General features: G+C 56.5%; 15 protein-coding genes. 8 read left to right on the forward strand and 7 right to left on the reverse strand.

Annotated features, from left to right (window positions below):
• The first annotated feature begins 3 nt into the window (after nt 1-3).
• From ilvN to HXY31_RS05970, 3 genes are read left to right on the forward strand one after another with little or no spacing between them, the layout of a single operon-like run.
• A complete protein-coding gene (ilvN, locus tag HXY31_RS05960) occupies nt 4-501 on the forward strand; it encodes an acetolactate synthase small subunit (RefSeq protein WP_292640839.1) in 498 nt (165 codons plus the stop codon).
• Nucleotides 498-2,006 (forward strand): 2-isopropylmalate synthase, encoded by a 1,509-nt coding sequence (locus HXY31_RS05965; protein ID WP_292640842.1) that lies wholly within the window; start codon nt 498-500, stop codon nt 2,004-2,006. Before ilvN ends, HXY31_RS05965 begins: the two co-directional genes overlap by 4 nt.
• A 10-nt stretch (nt 2,007-2,016) precedes the next feature.
• Nucleotides 2,017-3,042 carry an isocitrate/isopropylmalate dehydrogenase family protein gene (locus tag HXY31_RS05970; RefSeq protein ID WP_292640845.1) on the forward strand — a complete coding sequence of 342 codons (1,026 nt, stop codon included), beginning with the start codon at nt 2,017-2,019 and terminating at the stop codon, nt 3,040-3,042.
• Here the strand turns inward: HXY31_RS05970 and HXY31_RS05975 are convergent.
• On the reverse strand, nt 3,039-3,413 hold the full coding sequence (locus HXY31_RS05975) for a hypothetical protein (RefSeq protein WP_292640847.1): 375 nt from the start codon (nt 3,411-3,413) through the stop codon (nt 3,039-3,041). The two genes, HXY31_RS05970 and HXY31_RS05975, sit on opposite strands and share 4 nt — an antisense overlap.
• 134 nt (nt 3,414-3,547) lie before the next feature.
• Here HXY31_RS05975 and carA point away from each other — a divergent pair, with 134 nt between their 5' ends.
• Nucleotides 3,548-4,714 carry a glutamine-hydrolyzing carbamoyl-phosphate synthase small subunit gene (gene carA, locus HXY31_RS05980; protein ID WP_292640850.1) on the forward strand — a complete coding sequence of 389 codons (1,167 nt, stop codon included), beginning with the start codon at nt 3,548-3,550 and terminating at the stop codon, nt 4,712-4,714.
• Entirely contained in the window at nt 4,701-7,955 is a 3,255-nt protein-coding gene (carB, locus tag HXY31_RS05985; protein ID WP_292640853.1) for a carbamoyl-phosphate synthase (glutamine-hydrolyzing) large subunit, read from the forward strand. Before carA ends, carB begins: the two co-directional genes overlap by 14 nt.
• A gap of 149 nt (nt 7,956-8,104) precedes the next feature.
• On the opposite strand, the gene HXY31_RS05990 is transcribed toward carB, so the two are convergent.
• Nucleotides 8,105-8,848 carry a metallophosphoesterase gene (locus HXY31_RS05990; RefSeq protein ID WP_292640855.1) on the reverse strand — a complete coding sequence of 248 codons (744 nt, stop codon included), beginning with the start codon at nt 8,846-8,848 and terminating at the stop codon, nt 8,105-8,107.
• A gap of 34 nt (nt 8,849-8,882) precedes the next feature.
• Between HXY31_RS05990 and HXY31_RS05995 the strand changes: the two genes are divergently transcribed.
• Together HXY31_RS05995 and purD are read left to right on the forward strand one after the other, a co-directional pair.
• Nucleotides 8,883-9,185 carry an SWIM zinc finger family protein gene (locus HXY31_RS05995; protein WP_292640857.1) on the forward strand — a complete coding sequence of 101 codons (303 nt, stop codon included), beginning with the start codon at nt 8,883-8,885 and terminating at the stop codon, nt 9,183-9,185.
• Between the two features lie 34 nt (nt 9,186-9,219).
• The gene (purD, locus tag HXY31_RS06000; RefSeq protein WP_292640859.1) at nt 9,220-10,503 is read left to right on the forward strand and encodes a phosphoribosylamine--glycine ligase; all 1,284 of its coding nucleotides are present in this window, start codon (nt 9,220-9,222) and stop codon (nt 10,501-10,503) included.
• Here the strand turns inward: purD and HXY31_RS06005 are convergent.
• Nucleotides 10,500-11,051, reverse strand: a complete 552-nt coding sequence (locus HXY31_RS06005; protein WP_292640861.1) for a 5-formyltetrahydrofolate cyclo-ligase — start codon at nt 11,049-11,051, stop codon at nt 10,500-10,502. The two genes, purD and HXY31_RS06005, sit on opposite strands and share 4 nt — an antisense overlap.
• 9 nt (nt 11,052-11,060) lie before the next feature.
• The gene (locus tag HXY31_RS06010; RefSeq protein ID WP_292640863.1) at nt 11,061-11,918 is read right to left on the reverse strand and encodes a bifunctional 5,10-methylenetetrahydrofolate dehydrogenase/5,10-methenyltetrahydrofolate cyclohydrolase; all 858 of its coding nucleotides are present in this window, start codon (nt 11,916-11,918) and stop codon (nt 11,061-11,063) included.
• Nucleotides 11,919-12,008: 90 nt separating this feature from the next.
• Between HXY31_RS06010 and HXY31_RS06015 the strand changes: the two genes are divergently transcribed.
• Nucleotides 12,009-12,452 (forward strand): hypothetical protein, encoded by a 444-nt coding sequence (locus HXY31_RS06015; protein ID WP_292640866.1) that lies wholly within the window; start codon nt 12,009-12,011, stop codon nt 12,450-12,452.
• Here HXY31_RS06015 and HXY31_RS06020 read toward each other — a convergent pair.
• Genes HXY31_RS06020 through HXY31_RS06030 form a run of 3 tightly spaced genes read right to left on the reverse strand, consistent with a single transcriptional unit; the run spans nt 12,449 to nt 15,116 of the window.
• Nucleotides 12,449-13,282: a glycosyltransferase family 2 protein gene (locus HXY31_RS06020; protein ID WP_292640869.1), complete on the reverse strand. Its 834-nt coding sequence runs from the start codon at nt 13,280-13,282 to the stop codon at nt 12,449-12,451. The genes HXY31_RS06015 and HXY31_RS06020 overlap by 4 nt on opposite strands.
• Nucleotides 13,283-13,324: 42 nt before the next feature.
• A complete protein-coding gene (locus HXY31_RS06025) occupies nt 13,325-14,524 on the reverse strand; it encodes an asparagine synthase-related protein (protein WP_292640872.1) in 1,200 nt (399 codons plus the stop codon).
• Nucleotides 14,525-14,543: 19 nt separating this feature from the next.
• Nucleotides 14,544-15,116: a hypothetical protein gene (locus HXY31_RS06030; protein WP_292640874.1), complete on the reverse strand. Its 573-nt coding sequence runs from the start codon at nt 15,114-15,116 to the stop codon at nt 14,544-14,546.
• Between the last annotated feature and the right edge of the window lie 332 nt (nt 15,117-15,448).

A 15,448-nucleotide genomic window follows, 5' to 3' on the forward strand; every position in this document is an offset into this window, starting at 1 on the left:
AAGATGTCTGCAAACGGCTGGTACATAGTCTCGGCGCTTGTTGAGAACAAGCCGGGCGTGCTCTTCAGGGTCACCAACCTGTTCAGGGCGCGCAGCTTCAACATCGAGTCGATAACCGTTGGCACGACGGAGCAGCAGGACCTCTCGAGGATGACAATCACAACCAACAGCGACCAGCGAACTCTCGACCAGCTTGTGAAGCAGTTGAGGAAGCTGATAGATGTGGTCGATGTCAAGGTGCTTGACCTCGACAAGTCAGTATACAGGGAGCTTGCCCTCATCAAGATGAAGGCCATCGACCCCACCACCAGGAGCGAGATACTCAACTATGCCAACATATTCCGTGGCAACATCATCGACATAGGCAAGGAGACAATCACAGTCGAGATAACAGGAACACCGGACAAGATAGATGCGTTTAAGAATCTGGTCGAACAATATGGTATTGCCCAGCTGGCAAGGACCGGCGTTTCGGCGTTGCCGAGGGGGACGGAACTTTGAGCGAGGAAAAGGTAAGGATTTTCGACACGACGCTCCGTGACGGCGAGCAGACGCCGGGCGTGACAGTCACGCCAGAGCAGAAAGTGCAGATAGCCACGAGGCTGAGCGACCTTGGAGTTGACGCCATAGAGGCGGGCTTTCCCATAGTCTCTCACGGCGAGATGCAGGCCATAAAGACGATAGTAAACAGCGGCCTTAAGGCCGAGATCTGCGGCCTTGCCCGCGCAACTGAAACTGACATTGATGCTGCCATAAAGTGCGACTTGAAGTACGTCCACACGTTCATCGCGACGTCTGATATCCACATGAAGTTCAAACTAAAGATGACCCGCGAGCAGGTGCTCGAGCGCGCAGTCCACGCAGTGGAATACGCCAAAAAGCACGGCTTGGCAGTCGAGTTTTCTGCAGAGGACGCGACGAGGTCTGACAGGCCCTTCTTGCTCCAAGTGTTCAAGGCAGTCGAGCAGGCAGGCGCCGACAGGCTCGACATACCCGACACGGTAGGCTATGCGACGCCCCAGTACATCACGCAGGTGGTAAACGACGTCAGGGCCGCGACGAAATTGCCAATAAGCATGCACTGCCACGACGATTTTGGCCTTGCGGTTGCAAACTCGATAGCCGGCATCAACGCCGGCGCGGCGTGCGCCCATGTGACGATAAACGGCCTTGGCGAGAGGGCGGGCAACGCTTCCCTTGAAGAGTTTGTGATGGCGCTCCAGTGCCTCTACAACAAAAAGCACAACATCAAGACCCAGATGCTCTACGAGACTTCAAGGTTCGTGTCAAACACGATGGGCATCATAGTCCAGCCAAACAAGGCGATAATCGGCGAGAACGCGTTCGGCCACGAGTCAGGCATACACACGCACGGCATACTCAACAACCCGCTCACCTACGAGCCAATCAGCCCCGAGCTTGTGGGCAGAAAGCGCTGGCTCCAGGCAGGCAAGCACGCAGGCGCACACGGCATCAACGCCATGCTTGCCGAGTTTGGCATAACGCCCACAGAGGAGCAGTTGAAGCTCATAGTTGAAAAGCAAAAGGACGTGGCAGACAAGGGCAAGGCAATCACGACTGCAGACCTCCTCTCGATAGCAGGCGAGGTTATGCACAACGCCCAGTTTGAGGAGAAGTTCAAGCTCTACGACTTTCACATAGTTACTGGCATGAACATCATACCGACCGCGGTTGTCAGGCTCAACGCAGAAGGCAAGGACCTGATATCGTCAGAGACAGGCGTCGGCCCCGTCGACGCGGCGCTCAAGGCTATCCAGAAAATCGCGGCCGACGTTGCAAGCATCAAGATCCGCGAGTACAAGCTCGACTCGATAACGGGCGGTTCGGACGCCCTTGCAGAGGTCTCTGTAAAGGTAGAGGACAAGAACGGCAACATCGTGTCTGCGCGCAAAGCAAACGAGGACATCGTCGTGGCGTCGGTAGAGGCCATGATGGACGCGATAAACAAGGTTCTTTTGAAGAAGGTCCTGTACTCAAAGAGCTAGGCGCAGGGGTTTGGCCAGGTACGACATTTCACTCATCACAGGCGACGGCATAGGCCCCGAGCTTGCGGCAGCTGCAAAAAAGATACTTGAAACGATAAGCGACAGGTCGTCGACGAAATTTTCGATAAGAGAAGTCGAGGCCGGCGACGCGGCGCTCAAAAAGCACGGCAAAGCCCTGCCGGATTCCACTGTCGATGTTGTAAAAAAGTCGCAGGCGTGCCTCAAGGCGCCGGTGGGCGAGAGCGCGGCTGACGTCATAATAGTTCTCAGGCGCATGTTTGACCTCTACGCAAACGTGAGGCCGGCCAGGTCGTACCCGAACATCCCTGCGCTTTCCAGAAACGTCGACCTTGTGACAGTCAGGGAAAACACCGAGGACGTCTACCTCGGCTGGGAGTTCAACACCGACGAGGACACGGTGGTCGCTTTGCGCGTCACATCCAGAAAAGCGTCGCAGAGAATAGCCGAGTATGCGTTCAAGACAGCCGAAGCCAGAAACGGCAAGCGAAAGGTTGTGGCCGTGCACAAGTCAAACGTTATGCGAAAAGGCGACGGGCTCTTTGCGTCCGTGTGCAAGGAGGTCGCAAAAAGGCACCCCAAGATACAGTACAGCGAGCTCTATGTCGACGCGGCTTCGATGAACCTTATCCGCAACCCCGAGGAGTTTGACGTCATTGTCACGACGAACCTCTTTGGCGACATACTCTCAGACGAGGCGGCGCAGGTAGTCGGAGGCCTCGGTATGGGCCCGGCGGCAAACATCGGCGAGGGCTTTGCGCTATTTGAGCCGGTCCACGGCGCGGCGTTTGACATTGCAGGCAAGAATGCGGCAAACCCGTCGTCTATCCTGCTGTCGGCAAAGATGATGGCAGAGTGGCTTGCAGACAAACACCGCGACCAAAAGATAGCCGAAGAAGGAAGGCGCATAGAAGACGCAATCATAAAGCTACTAGCCAAGAACCAAAAGACAAAGGACATCGGCGGCGCGCTGACCACTACGCAGTTTGCGGACCTTGTCGCAAAGTCGATGTACTAGCCCGGCGACTTTTTCTGCCAGGCTATCATCATGAACACGAAAGGTATCGTCATGAGGGCAGTCGCTATGAGCACCGGCTGCAGGATAGACGCCATCACTTCCGGAGGGTAGCCGCTAAAGTTGAGAAACGGCAGCGGGAATATGGCAAATAGCCAGTAGCCGCCAAGTATGCCAAACACCATCTTGTTGCGCCGGAGCACCGCTGCAACGCTTATCTTGTTCACCTTCTTGCGCTCGCATGCCACGCACTTTACAGTCGTCCTGCTGCCTGACACGTCGGCCGGCACTATGCACGAAGTGCACGCGTGCTTCTGGCAGAAGTAGCAGCGCTTTGTCGCAAAGCGCGAGCCGCAGATGGCGCAGTCGGGCATGCAAAAACGTTCGCAGCATCGAAATATTACCTTGTCGCCGATAAGCAAAACTTAAATGCCCTCATCAAAGTAGTTGGTGAGGGTCAAAAATTCCGACACTTCAAAAGACCTACAGTGGCTACGCCGCCAAGCTGATGCTTGAAGACGGCACTGTTTTTGACGGAATCGGCTTCGGGTACCCGTCCGAGATAACGGGAGAAGTGGTCTTTAACACGGGCATGGTCGGATACACGGAGACCCTCACCGACCCTTCGTACAGGGGCCAGATACTCTGCATGACCTACCCGCTTGTGGGCAACTATGGCGTGCCGGGATTTGACGTCAAGGACGAATATGGACTTCCAAAATTCTTCGAGTCGGACCACATACAGGTAAAGGCGCTTTTGCTCCACGACCTGTCAGACGTGGCGAGCCACTGGAGCGCAGTCAGGACGCTTGACCAGTGGCTGTATGACGAAAAGGTCCCCGGCATTTACGGCATCGACACGCGTGCTCTGACAAAGAAACTGCGCGTAAGCGGCGTCATGATGGGCGCAATCATTGTATCAAAAGAGACCGTGGACGAGGCGCGGCTGAAAAAGCTGGTAGCAGGCGCCAAATACGAGGGCCTGAACTTTATGCCAGAGGTCTCGACGGCAGGCCCGCAGGAGTACGGCGACAAGAGCAAGGACTGCATCGCGGTAATCGACACGGGAGTAAAGTACAGCATTATCCGAAACATCATGCGCACAGGCTACAGGGTGGTGCGCCTACCATGGGACGCGACCTACGAGCAGGTGATGTCGTACAGTCCAAAGGGCGTGGTGATAAGCAACGGCCCGGGCGACCCCAAGGTCTGCAAGGGGACGATAAAGACTGCCACCAAATTGATAAAAACATCAACGCCGACGCTTGGGATCTGCCTTGGGAACCAGATACTTGCGCTTGCAGGGGGCGCAAACACGTACAAGCTGAAGTTCGGCCACAGGGGGCAGAACAAGCCGTGCATCGACCTGCGGAGCAACCTGTCCTACGTGACGAGCCAGAACCACGGCTACGGCATCGACCCGAAAAGCCTCAAGGGCACAGGGTTCAAGGTGTGGTTTGCAAACGCCGACGACGACACGGTGGAAGGCATAGAGCACTCAACCAAGCCTGTCATCGCAGTCCAGTTCCACCCCGAGGCGTCGCCGGGGCCGTACGACTGCATGTACGTGTTTGACAGGTTCAAGGAAGTTATAGCAGCCGGCGTGGAAAAGCCCGCGGCTCCAAAAAAGAAGGCTGCAAAGAAAAAGAAGGTGAAAAAGAGTGCCAAAAGATAAGTCGATAAAGAAGGTGCTGGTGCTCGGCAGCGGGGCCATAAAGATAGGCGAGGCCGGCGAGTTTGACTATTCGGGCTCGCAGTGCCTCAAGGCGCTTGCAGAAGAAGGCGTCAAGAGCGTGCTCATCAACCCCAACATCGCCACAATCCAGACAGACACCAGGTTTGCAGACAAAGTATACCCGATTCCCATTGACACCGCATACGTCGAGAAGGTGATAATAGAAGAAAAGCCCGACTCGATAATGCTCGGGTTTGGCGGCCAGACGGCTCTAAATTGCGGAGTCGCGCTGCAGGAGCAGGGCATACTTGAAAAATACAACGTCAGGGTGCTTGGCACACAGATAGAGGGTATCAAGGTCACGGAAGACCGGCAGCTGTTCAAGGAAGCAATGGCAAAAAGCGACGTGCCGGTGCTGCAGAGCTACGCCGTAAACTCGCTCAAGGAGGCGCAAAAGGCTGCAGAGGAGATAGGATACCCAGTAATAATCCGCGTCGCATACACGCTTGGCGGCAGGGGTGGCGGAGTAGCGTACAACGAGATAGAGCTCCAGGACATTGTCCAGCGCGGCCTCAACCTCAGCATGGTGCACCAGGTGCTGATTGAAAAGTACGTGGGCCACTGGAAGCAGATAGAGTACGAGGTGATGCGCGACTACAACGGCAACAGCGTCATAGTGTGCAACATGGAAAACGTGCTTGCTATGCGCGTGCACACCGGCGACAACATCGTGATTGCGCCGTCGCAGACACTGAACAACTATGAATACCACATGCTCAGGTCCGCTGCAATCAGGGCTGTCAGCCACTGCGGCATAGTGGGCGAGTGCAACATCCAGTATGCGCTCGACCCGCAGTCTGAACAATACACCGCGATTGAAATCAACGCAAGGCTGTCAAGGTCGTCGGCCCTTGCAAGCAAGGCCACTGGCTACCCGCTTGCGTACATGGCGGCCAAGATAGCGCTTGGCTACACACTCCCGGAGCTCCTGAACAGGATAACCAAGGTCACAACGGCGTGCTTTGAGCCGTCGCTTGACTACTGCGTGCTCAAGATGCCCAGGTGGGACTTTTCCAAGTTCGAGGGCGTCAAGCGCAGGCTCGGGTCTGCCATGAAGTCTGTAGGAGAAGTCATGGCGATTGGCAGGAACTTTGAGGAAGTCCTGCAGAAGGCGATAAGGATGTCGTCCATCGGCCGGGACGGGCTGGTGGCAAACGGCAAGGACACGTACTCGGAGACTGACATCGAGCGCATAGAGCAGGCGCTCCTGAGGCCAGACGACGAGATAATCTACGCCGTCGTGCAGGCCATGAAGGCCGGCTTTGACATCGACAGGATTTACCAGCTGTCGGCCATCGACCCCTGGTTTTTGGCAAAGATAAAGAACATCGTCGACATGGAAGAGCGCCTGAAAAAGCAGGCAGGCTTTGACGCAGGCACCGTCAGGGAAGCAAAGAGGCTCGGGTTTTCCGACACGCAGGTCGCAAGGTGTTTGAAGTCAGACGAGATGCAGGTGCGCTCCTTGCGCGAAAAGAACGGCATAGTCCCGGCAGTCAAGCAGATAGACACGCTGGCAGCAGAGTGGCCTGCAAAGACAAACTACCTCTACCTCACATACGGCGGCTACCAGGACGACGTGGTGGTGAAAAACACGAAGGACAGCAGGATGATAGTGCTTGGCGCCGGCCCGTACAGGATTGGAAGCTCTGTCGAGTTTGACTGGGGCACCGTCAACATGGTGTGGGGGCTCAAGGAAAACGGCGTGAAAGAGATTTCGGTCATCAACTGCAACCCCGAGACCGTGTCTACAGACTATGACATCTGTGACAGGCTGTACTTTGAAGAGCTGACGCTTGAGCGCGTGCTTGACATCTGCGACAAGGAGAATCCGACAGGCATCGTCACGTGCGTGGGCGGCCAGACTGCCAACAACCTTACGCCCAAGCTCGCCAAAAGCGGCATCAGGATAATAGGCACCTCAAGCGAGGACGTCGACAGGGCTGAAGACCGCGCCAAGTTCGGCAAGATGCTCGACTCGCTTGGCATCGGGCAGCCGGCATGGCGCCAGTTCACAAACCTTTCAGAGGCAGAGGAGTTTGCAGAAAAAGTCGGCTATCCCGTCCTTGTCAGGCCGTCGTACGTCCTGTCGGGCGCGGCCATGAAAGTCGTGTGGGCTGCAGACCAGCTGGAGCGATTCCTGACAGACGCCACAAACGTCAACCCCGAACATCCTGTAGTCATAAGCAAGTTCCTGCAGGACGCCGCCGAAGTCGAGGTGGACGCGGTGTGCGACGGCAGCGAAGTCGTCATCGGCTCCATTATAGAGCACATCGACAACGCAGGCGTGCACTCTGGCGACGCGATGATGAGCATACCGCCCTGGAGGCTTGACAGGCGCATGATGGATACTGTCGCAGACTACTCTACAAAGATAGGCAGGGCGCTCAACGTCAGGGGGCCATTTAACATCCAGTATCTTGTAAAGGACGAGCAGGTGATGGTCATAGAGGCAAACGTGCGCGCGTCGCGCTCGATGCCCTTCGTGTCGAAATTCGCCGGCGTCAACCTGATAAACCTGGCGGCAAGGGCGATGCTCGGAAAACCGCTGCCTGCAAAGGCAAAGGACCTGTGGATGAAGGCCCACGGCTTTGGCGTCAAGGTCCCGCAGTTCTCGTTCATGCAGCTGGAAGGCTCTGACATCGTGCTTGGAGTCGAGATGAGGTCTACAGGCGAGGCGGCATGCTTTGGCTCGAGCTTTTACGACGCGCTGTCAAAGGCGTACATGGCGGCAGGGTATTCGCTGCCGCTGTCAGGCTCGGTGCTGATAACGATAGGCGGACAAAGGAACAAGGAGAAATTGCTTCCGCTGATATCGATGCTGTCGTCGATGGGCTTCAAGATACTTGCAACTGAACACACGGCAGAGTTCATGGAGAACAACAAGGTCAAAGATGTTGAACTGGTGCACAAGATAAGCGAGCCGGACCGCAAGCCCAACATAGCAGACATGCTGGTAGAGCGCAAGCTGGACTTCATCATCAACATACCGGCCACTGCGACCCTTGAAAAGTTCGTCGGCATGCTGCAGGACGAATACCAGATACGCCGAAAGGCAGTAGAGATGGGAGTGCCAGTTCTAACGACAGTCGAGTCTGCAAGCTCGTTCATAAAGACGGTGCAGTGGCTGCGGGAGAACACGCCGACTCTGGCGCCGCTTGGAAGCTACGTCAAGCTGGACTAGGGAGGGGGTCGTTTCCAGTGGAAAAGCTGCCAGAAAAATTAGTTCTTTTATAGCGACAGCGCCTTTGTGGCCGGGTGCGGCTGGAAAAGGCAGTGCGCTTTCCCAAGGTAACGAGCTGCAAGCTGGAGATTCGAATATTCTAACCTGTCCTAGAGCGCGCTTGCAAGCACCGACTCGTCGCCCACTATGGACCCGTCAAGCGTCGCAATCACGCACTTTTGTATCGCGTCAGGACTCAGGCGCGATATCAGAGGCGACTGGGACCTTTTTGGGCCGCGCCCTTCCGCGTAGAGGTACCTGTTGAACGAGGGCACGATGACAATCTCAAGCGTTCCCTGCTCTGCAAAAAGCGCCTCCTTTCTCACCTGCATCGATATCCAGACCCGCTGGCCGTTGACAACGCTACCGCTCTTCAAGAAAACAGGATGGAGGTGGCCCATCACTATCCTGCTAACGTGGGACCGGGCGTCAGACGGCAGGCTGTGACCGTGCAGAAAAAGCGTGTCTTCTATCACCATGCCCTTGCTCCCTATCACGTTTACAGAGTCCGGGACTAGGTGGCGGATGTTTCCGTCGTGGTTCCCCGGCACAAGGTAGACGTCTGTTGCCGACGACAGATTCTTGAACAGTTGTGGCACGTCGTCCCATTCCTGCTTGCTTATCGAGCCGACAGTGTTTTTGATGTCGCCAAGAAGAACCAGCCCGTCGGCCTGCTGAGACGATACGAGCGAGAGCAGCTCTTCCTGCATCTCGCCCACCAGGTTTGACTTGACCGTTATCCCCTTGCCTACAAGCTCCGCCTCAAGGCCTATGTGCAGGTCAGACACTGCCACGTACTTTTTCCTGCCCTCAAGCAACAGCGCGGCGTGCGGGCGCACCGGGCGGGCGTTCATGCCGGTTTTATACCACTTCCCGCAAATAAACCGCGTGGAAAAGGCGGAAGGCGCGCTTGCGGCAGGAAGCGTCAAGCTGCATCTGTTCCAGCCAAGCGGCAGGAAACTCTGGACTGTCGTGGGCAAAGAAGGCGAGTACTGGGTCGACCCCGAGCTCTCGTTCTGCTCGTGCAAGGACTATTACTTTGCCACGCTCTCGGGAGGCGCGCCGTGCTACCACATAAAGAGCGTGAAAAAGGCAATCGAGGAAGGCACGGATGCTTTGGAATTTTCCGACGACGACTATGTCCCGTTCTTGCAGGCGCTCGCAGCCGAGGCCGAAAGCGCGCTCCGCTAAAAACAATTTATTATCGAGCTGGTCTACCCGTGCCGTGTCAGGCACGGTTCTGGTCATCGGTTCCGGCGGCAGGGAGCACGCCCTTGGGTGGAAGCTGTCGCAGAGCCCACGCGTGAGCAAGGTCTACCACGCGCCGGGGAACGGCGGCACGTCTGAAAACGTTGCGATAAAGCACAACGACGTCGACGGCCTCGTCAGGTTTGCAAAAAAGATAGGAAAGGACTGCCTTGCAGTGGTCGGCCCGGAAGAGTCGCTCTCGCTCGGTGTCGTCGACGCCTTTTCAAAGGAGGGACTCAGGATATTTGGCCCCATAAAGAAGGCCGCGATGCTTGAGGCAAGCAAGGTCTTTGCTAAGGAGTTCATGAAAAGCGCCAATATCCCGACAGCCGCGTTTGCCACCTTTTCTGACGCCGACAAAGCGAAAGACTACATCAAACGCCAGGACAGGCCGCTTGTCGTAAAGGCAGACGGGCTGGCGGCGGGCAAGGGCGTCATCGTCTGCGACAGCGCGGCGCAGGCACTTGACGCAGTGGGCAAGATAATGGTTGGAAAGGAGTTTGGGCAGGCAGGCGCAAGCGTGGTAGTTGAGGAGAGGCTGTCAGGCGAGGAGGCGTCGTTCATTGCGCTTTGCGACGGCAGGACGATAATGCCCCTTGCCTCAAGCCAGGACCACAAGCGCATATTTGACGGCGACAGGGGCCCCAACACCGGCGGCATGGGCGCGTACTCGCCGGCGCCTGTCGTCGACAGCGATCTGCACGACAAGATAGTAAAGCGCGTGATGCAGCCTGTGCTAAGAAAGATGCAGGAGCGCGGGACGCCCTTTGTGGGGTTCCTCTACGCAGGCATCATGGTCGACGAAAAGACAGGCGAGCCTTCGGTTCTTGAATTCAACGCGCGCATGGGCGACCCCGAGTGCCAGCCGATAATGATGCGAATGAAGTCCGACCTCTACGAGTACATGCAGGCCGCAATCGACGGCAGGCTCGACTCGATGCCTCCCATAGAGTGGCACGACCAGACGGCGGTGTGCGTAGTCATGGCCTCTCGCGGATACCCGGGAAGCTACAAGAAGGGCGAGGTGATTGAGGGCCTCGACTCTGACTTTGGACCCGGCACGATGGTCTTTCACGCCGGCACTGCAAGGGACGCGCAGGGAAGGGTCGTGACTGCAGGCGGCAGGGTGCTTGGAGTGACCGCGCTTGGCGCCGACGCAAGGCATGCCATCGACAGCGCCTATTCTGCTGTAAGGAAGATAAGATGGGGCGAGAACGGCCACTACTACAGGACCGACATCGCAAGAAGGGCGATACGCTAAAAGTACATGATGCCCTCGTCGGTGGCAAGCGCGCCCAGCTTTCTGTCAAACCTGCCCCTCGGGAGCGCTTCCACGACCTGGAAAGAGTACGCCAGCCCCACCGAGAAAGTCGCCAGCCGCTCTGCTAAAAACCGGTCGTAAAACCCCTTGCCGTAGCCTATCCTGCAGCCCTGCGCGTCAAACACGACGCCGGGGATTACCACGAGGTCGAGCGGCCCAGCTGGGTGGGAGGGTGCCGGCTCCATGACCCCGAACCTGCCCTCCACCAGGTCGTCGCCTTCTTTGTATTCGTAGAACCTGATCATGTTTCCTTCTGTCCGGGGAAGCGACACCTTCTTGCCACCTGCCCTTGCCGCCCTAGCTATCTCGTCTGTGCGCACCTCCGAGCCCAGCGGATAGTATATCCCTATAGTCCGGGCCGACTCGAATTCCGGGATCTCGACGACGTGCTTTTGCGCTAGCGCGCCAAGCCTTGCTGCCTCTGTGGCGGGAAGTGCGTTGCGCTTTTCAAGCATGCGCCGGCGGAGCCTCTGCTTTTCTGCACGCACGTCTGGCAGCTACTGCATCACTCTCGATATCGAGGCGGCAGAGACCGTGTTTTTCATGAGCATTGCAATCGTCATGGGGCCAACGCCGCCGGGCACCGGCGTTATCCAAGACGCCTTCTCCTTTACGGCGTCAAAATCCACGTCGCCTGCAAGCTTGCCGGCGTGCCTGCTTGTCCCGACGTCTATCACTATCGCTCCTTTCTTTACCATGTCTGCAGTCAGCGTGAACCGCTCCCTGTTGCCCACAGCCGTCACGACGAGGTCGGCATTGCGCAGCTTCTCTGCGAGGTTTTTTGTCCTTGAATGGCAGACAGTTACAGTCGCGTTCTTTTCTACAAGCATCAATGCCAGCGGCAGCCCCACGAGGTTGCTCCTGTTTACGATGACCGCGTCCATGCCTGCGACGTCTATCTTGTAAAAGTCGAGGATCTCCATGACGCCTGAAGGCGTGCAGGGCTTCAGGTGGGCCATGTTGTTAAGCAGCATGCCGGCGCTGTACGGCGTCAGTCCGTCCACGTCTTTTAGCGGGCTGATGGAGCTTGTTATCGCAAACTCGTCGATGTGCTTGGGCAATGGCAATTGTACAAGTATGCCGTGCACTTCAGGGTCGCTGTTTAAGAGCTGCACAAGGTCAAGGAGCTCCTGCTGCGTAAAAGACGCCTTGAGCCGGTGGTCGCGCGTAGCGATTCCGAGCTCCTTTGCGGTCTTTTGCTTGCTGTTGACGTAGGTGGCAGAAGCCGGGTCGTCGCCCACGAGGACGGTGGCAAGGCACGGCGTGACGCCCTGCCTCTTCAGCTCCTCGACTGCCTTTCTCACCCGCTCCTTTACGTCTGCTGCGACTGCAAGCCCCGAGAGTATCTGCGCCAAACACCACCTCTGCGTCTGGCTCGGTATTTTGCTTTTCCGATTCTTTGCGCAAAGCGAAACTAAATTAATAAGAATTCAGGACATGTATTGATGGCCAACCAGTTTCTGCAGAGGCGCTGGCTAGATTTCAGAAACGGCCACAGCATATACCTGGCGTTTGTGCTCACGTTTGTCAACTTTATCCTCATCACGTACAACTTTGCGATTGAGAGAATCACCATTCTGCAGGGCGTCATAGACAACACGCTCGTGTTTGCCGCCCTCTTTGTCGTCGTCTACGTGCCTGCAGCGATTGCGATAGGCTACTACCACCGCAAAAAGCAGTACGTCATCGAGAACGAGGCGTGGCTCAAGGAGAACTGGATATGGGCCTGGATATCCATGTACCAGATACGCCTGATAGAGGGCAAGGTGACGCCTGAAGAGACGAGGCAGGTCAAGGAGTACCTCGACGCCATACTCAAGGCCCACAAGAAGGACTCGCTCATAGGCCCCGACACTGAAGATGCTGTCAGGCGCAAGTTCCCGGCCTAGGCCACGCCGAGCCTGCTCTTTATCCTCTTCAGCTGGTGCCTGCGGATGAAGCGTCGTACGTCGCTGTCGTGCATGCTGTTGTAGCCTGTGTCCTTTGGCCTGTACGACAGGTAGTAGTAGAGCATGTAAAGCGCGCCAAGCCTCCCGATAGGCCTGCCTGTCGCAAAATACAGCGCAAACCTTCCCAGCACAAAGAGCGGGTGGTAGCCAAGCGTCTTCATGCTGGCGCCAAACTCGTAAAAGTGGTGGTTTGACCCAAGCGGGCGGACGTGCTCAAAGCGCGCGTCGTCAAAGACCGCGCACGAGTACCCTTGCTGCACGGCGGTGTGAAGGACGAGCGACTCGTAGCCCATCTTTTCAGGATACAGGCCGTGGCGCTTTTCAAAGAACCTGTTGCTTACAAGCCTGCCGGCGCCGTGCGGCGTCACCGCGCCGTGCTCGCCGTAGTTGCCCGAAGCGACTGCTATCTCGCCATGGTCCATCCTGCGCATAAGCTTTTCGACATAGTCCTTCTCGTACATGACGTCGTCTGCGCTTATCATGTGGTAGTCAGTCGCAGGCAGGCCGTTCTGCCGGGCATAAGTTAATGCCTTGTTCCAGTTGCTCACGACGCGGGCGATGTCGTAGCCAAGGTCAGGGTTTGTAATGACGTACAAGTCAGGCCAGCCGGCCTGCAGCCTCTTCAGCATCTCAGGCGTCCTGTCCCTCGAGCCGTCGTCTATAACTATCACGTATGCGGGCTTGACTGTCTGGGCCTTTAGCGAGAGAAGCGCCCGCTCTATGTTTGCCTCAGAGTTCCTGCACGTCACTATCGCAAAGTACGAGCCCAAGGGTGAAAGGGATTGCCGGAAATTCCTATAAAAAATGTTGCATCAGAGCTTTTCGGACTTGTTCATGGTGCGGCTGACAAACAGGCGCCACCAGACTTCAAGTGCAAGTATTGCAAGCATCTTGTTCACGTAGCGAAAGTCAGGCTCGGACTCTAGCCTTGAGCGCGTCTTTTCCACCCATTCTCCGCTTATGATGCCCGCTTTTACCACCTCAGAGCCCGAGTTAACGTAGCGATCCGTGATTTCCCGGGCGTCCCTGCTCCAGAGCGCGATTGTATCTACAGAGAAGCCCTTCTTGACAGGCTCTGCATGCAGCCCCTGCTTTTTCAAAATAGACCTGAGGGGGAGCTTGCCCGTGGCAGTTTCCTGACAGTACTTTGCCTGCCAGGGCAGGTGCGTGGCAAATTTGGTCATCTTGCTTGAAAGAAAGAGCGACGTTATCCTGGCGTCAAGTTCCCTTGCAAAGGCGATGTTTGCAGGGATCCAGTCGTAGAGGAGCTTGCCGTCATAGTCTGCAAGGAAAACCTGGTCAAGCGGGTCAAGGGAATTGTCAAAGTGCCTTTTCAAAAGCGAGTATATCCTGTCCCAAGAGAACCTGACCTTTGGCCCGAACACCTTTTCCTGGTCTGGCACCCAGTCCCGCTCGTGGCACGAGACGTATAACTGCGCCTTTTGCTTCCAGCTGGCCCTTTTTGGCAGAAGCGACAGGAATTTCTGGTACCTGAAGGTGTAGCCGCCGAAAAGCTCGTCGCCCCCGTCGCCGGAGAAAATGAGCCTTGACTTTGACCTTGCTGCCTTGAGCGCATAGTACTGGTACAGGTTCCACCGCGGCTCTTTGACGATGCTCACAAGCATAGGCAGGTCGGACAGCACGTCGCCCCTTACCACGGCCTCAAAGTCGCAGCCAAACGAGTCTGCTATCGCCCGCGCGGGGCCAACCTCGTCGTCGGGGTCGCCAAACCCCATGCTTACGCACGACACCTTGATGTCAGGCCTGAACTTTCTTATCATAGCAAGCGTGAGCGCCGAGTCCACGCCGCCGCTCATGAGCACCGCCGCGCTATCCGCCTTTACGCTGTCAAGGTCCTGCTCGATTATTTCTAAAATGCGCACTTCCGCGCCATCCGCACTTTTTTTAGCGGGCCTAAAGTCTGTGGCAGAAAGCGGCCTTGTCTGCGGCCTGTGCGGGTCGTAGCGCAGGGTCAGTATGTTTGCTATAGCGTCGTGGTCGACTGCTTTCACGGAAAAACGCGCCTTTGTGTCAGTCTTTGTCCAGCTCTACCTGCTCGAGCCGGGTGAGCGCCTGCATTATCTCGCCCTGCAGCTGTTCTATGCTCTTTTCTTCTGCCTTGAACTGCTTCTTGTCCGAGTCGTCCACCACCTTCTCAGGCGTGGGCATGACCTGCACCCTCTCGACCACTATTGGCTTGGCGCTTGACATCTGGGCAAGTTTCGCATCGATAGCAGATATCCTGTCCTGTATGAGAGAGACCAGCTGGTTGCGCACCTCCGTGAGGTCTGCATACTCGGCAACCGGCTGCAATGTGGCAATCCTTTCGTTAAGAGAATCGAGGTCCCGCTTGTACTTCAGCAAGAGCCTGTCGCGCTCAAGGCGCTCGACCTTGCCTTCCTGGGCCGCCTCGTATATGCGGGTTATTGCCTCTGCTGCAAGCGTCTTTTCAAAGAGGAGCGAGGCAAGCTCGACCCTTGCGGCGTTGACAGACTTGGGCTCTTTTGCTGTCTTTTCCTTGAGCCTTGACATCCGGGCCATGATTGCGGCAGAAATGGCGCCGGCAGCCGACGAGCCGGCAATGACTGCAAACTCCTCCACCATGGCGATCTAACCGCCGGGGATACAGAAAAGCTTTGCTAGAGAAGTTTTGTCAAGTATTTGATTGAACGGAGATTCCCCTCTCCCCGGGGTGCTCCCCTACTTAAATGGCAGTCGTTGATAGGATGCACAACAAGCCGTCAGTCGATGAGGACTGCGCAAGGCAAATGAAGAAGTGCTCGGATGCCAAGTAATCTGATGTGGGCGAGCAACAGGTCGGGTATCGCACCCCATAAAGCTCCATGTCCGTGCGAAACTCAAGGAGTGAATTGCTCCGAAGGGCGCTGCAGTGTTCCAGCGTTCAAAAGGCTTGGCAGGTGAAGCGATGAAGGGGA

It is taken from the genome of Nitrososphaera sp. (assembly GCF_013388945.1).
In the GTDB taxonomy this organism is placed as follows: domain Archaea; phylum Thermoproteota; class Nitrososphaeria; order Nitrososphaerales; family Nitrososphaeraceae; genus Nitrososphaera.

Coding starts and splice junctions, on each gene's coding strand:
- HXY31_RS05990 (WP_292640855.1), bottom strand. CDS start 8,848: ATGAACGCCCGCCCGGTGCGCCCGCACGCCGCGCTGTTGCTTGAGGGC.
- ilvN (WP_292640839.1), top strand. CDS start 4: ATGTCTGCAAACGGCTGGTACATAGTCTCGGCGCTTGTTGAGAACAAG.
- HXY31_RS05975 (WP_292640847.1), bottom strand. CDS start 3,413: ATGCCCGACTGCGCCATCTGCGGCTCGCGCTTTGCGACAAAGCGCTGC.
- carA (WP_292640850.1), top strand. CDS start 3,548: ATGCTTGAAGACGGCACTGTTTTTGACGGAATCGGCTTCGGGTACCCG.
- HXY31_RS06015 (WP_292640866.1), top strand. CDS start 12,009: ATGGCCAACCAGTTTCTGCAGAGGCGCTGGCTAGATTTCAGAAACGGC.
- HXY31_RS06030 (WP_292640874.1), bottom strand. CDS start 15,116: ATGGTGGAGGAGTTTGCAGTCATTGCCGGCTCGTCGGCTGCCGGCGCC.